Genomic DNA, 2,311 nt, shown 5'->3' on the forward strand with positions numbered 1-2,311 from the left:
TACGTATTGCTAAAGGTTAATATGATCCAGCACCTAGTTTCAGGCGCTCCAGCAGCAAGGCAACGATGCAATCCTAGCGAAATCGGCGTCTGCAACCGGCGGTCTTCGCGGCGGTAACGTTCAGGGCGCTTTGGGGCAGTTTTCCCCGCAATTACTCGCGCAACTGATACAGCAACAGTACGGCAACCTCGGCGGCCTGACCGACGTCGGGCAAGCATCTGCCGCACGAGTCGGTGCTGCAGCACAGCAGACCGGCAACAACGTCACAACCCGACTCGGCCAGCAAGGATCAGCCGCCTCCGGCGCCGCTCGTCGCGGCCGGCCGTGCCGACTTCTCGCAGTCGTACAACACCATCGGACATGCCTTTCGGCAACCTTCGCAGGGAGCAATTTCTGATGCCAGATCCATACGATTACAGCAGTGCTTTTTCGGGTCTCCGACTGACCAGGAGTCTGTTTCTTGGCCGGGCTGAAGAATGGCTATGCCATCACTGACCTGCAGAACCAGCGCGCAGCAGCAGGCGCGCGATCTCGCCATACAACAGCAGAAACGCAACACCGTTCAGGCTCTCGTAAATAACCCAAACGCAACCGGCGATGACTATATGAAGGCCGGAATCTTAGTGCCTGAGTTGAGTGCGCAGTTCAAGCAGGCGTGGGACACGAAGATACTGCCCAGCAGCAGAATCAGCTTAATCAAATGGTGCAGCGCGGTGTTAGCCGATTCGACGTTTGCCCCATCCTTGCCCGCAGCGAAAGAGCGAACTGCAGCTGAACGCGCAGGGTATTGGGCCGCGTCATAGGCTGGGTTCAGCTCCGCTACTCGATCCATCGTGGCCTGTCCCCATGGCTTATTTAGGGCGAACTGGCCGAGCGGCGCGGAACGATACGAGGCGATCATCTTTGCCATTGATTCGTTTGGCTTGCCTGGCTGGTCGGCCGAGTTGGCCTGATCCTTGTCGAATGCGAGGCGAGCTGCAGCCGTATTGGCATTGATGTCCTGGCCGCGGCGCGTCGTGTTCGCTGACAGCTGCGCGTTCGCGTCAGGTGTCGTAAACTTCTTCTGGTCATCAACTTTCATGCCCGATTCCTGCACCTGCTTGAGGTAGTCCGGCAGGTCTTCCGGGCGGGCAGGCATGTTGTCGATGTACTCCTGCGCGCCGCCCTTTGGAATGAAGCCGCGCGACTCCATCAGCCTGAACATGGTGATCGCCTGCGCTGGCTTCACGCCGGGCTTTGCGAGCGCGCCAGCGGCTTGGCCGACGACACCAGCCGCAGCCATTGCGGCGTCCGCCTTTTTCTTCGTGAGCTCGGCCGGAGCCGCGTCCGCCGCGCGCTGTTCCCCACCCAAGGCGACGATGCCGTCAATAGCGTTCTTGCCCTTTGGGTTCGCGGCAATTATCGACTTCAAGACAAAATTTGCCGTTTGCGGATTCGCATCAACTTGGTCAGCCTTGGCGCGTAATGCCTTCGATTCAGGGGTTGGGCCTCCACTCGTGTTCTCAAGTGCGTCCGCTTGCGCCCGCATGTCGTCGCTGGCTATCTTCGGTTGTCCATTTTGGATTGCGGCCGACCACTGCACCATTTGATTAAGCTGATTCTGCTGCTGGGCAGTATTTTTCGTGTCCCACGCCTGCTTGAACTGCGCACTCAACTCAGGCACTAAGATTCCGGCCTTCATATAGTCATCGCCGGTTGCGTTTGGGTTATTTACGAGAGCCTGAACGGTGTTGCGTTTCTGCTGTTGTATGGCGAGATCGCGCGCCTGCTGTGCGCGCTGGTTCTGCAGGTCAGTGATGGCATAGCCATTCTTCAGCCCGGCCAAGAAACTGTCTCCTGGTAGTGGGAGACCCGAAAAAGCACTGCTGTAATCGTATGGATCTGGCATCAGAATTTGCTCCCTGCGAAGGTACCGAAGGCATTTCCGATGGTGTTGTACAACTGCGAGTCGGCACGGCCGGCCGCGAGAGCGGCGCCGGAGGCGGCTGATCCTTGCTGGCCGAGTAGGGTTGTGACGTTGTTGCCGGTCTGCTGTGCTGCAGCACCGACTCGTGCGGCAGATGCTTGCCCGACGTCGGTCAGGCCGCCGAGGTTGCCGTACTGTTGCTGTATCAGTTGCGCGAGTAATTGCGGGAAAACTGCCCCAAAGCGCCCTGAACGTTACCGCCGCGAAGACCGCCGGTTGCAGACGCGTTCGCTAGGATTGCATCGTTGCCTTGCTGCTGGAGCGCCTGAAATCTAGGTGCTGGATCATCCAACTAACTCCTCCGTTTTAACCTTAGCAATACGTAACTGAACGAAGTACAGGACA

Annotated in this window: 3 protein-coding genes; all 3 read right to left on the bottom strand. The window is 58.4% G+C overall.

Going from position 1 to position 2,311, the window contains the following annotated elements:
- Window positions 1–151: 151 nt before the first annotated feature.
- On the bottom strand, window positions 152–286 hold the full coding sequence (locus ACWNCF_RS03100) for a hypothetical protein (RefSeq protein ID WP_449405978.1): 135 nt from the start codon (window positions 284–286) through the stop codon (window positions 152–154).
- 315 nt (window positions 287–601) lie between these two features.
- Window positions 602–1,825, bottom strand: a complete 1,224-nt coding sequence (locus tag ACWNCF_RS03105) for a hypothetical protein (RefSeq protein ID WP_449405979.1) — start codon at window positions 1,823–1,825, stop codon at window positions 602–604.
- 286 nt (window positions 1,826–2,111) lie between these two features.
- The gene (locus tag ACWNCF_RS03110) at window positions 2,112–2,258 is read right to left on the bottom strand and encodes a hypothetical protein (RefSeq protein WP_449405980.1); all 147 of its coding nucleotides are present in this window, start codon (window positions 2,256–2,258) and stop codon (window positions 2,112–2,114) included.
- Between the last annotated feature and the right edge of the window lie 53 nt (window positions 2,259–2,311).

The organism is Massilia phosphatilytica (assembly GCF_977014125.1).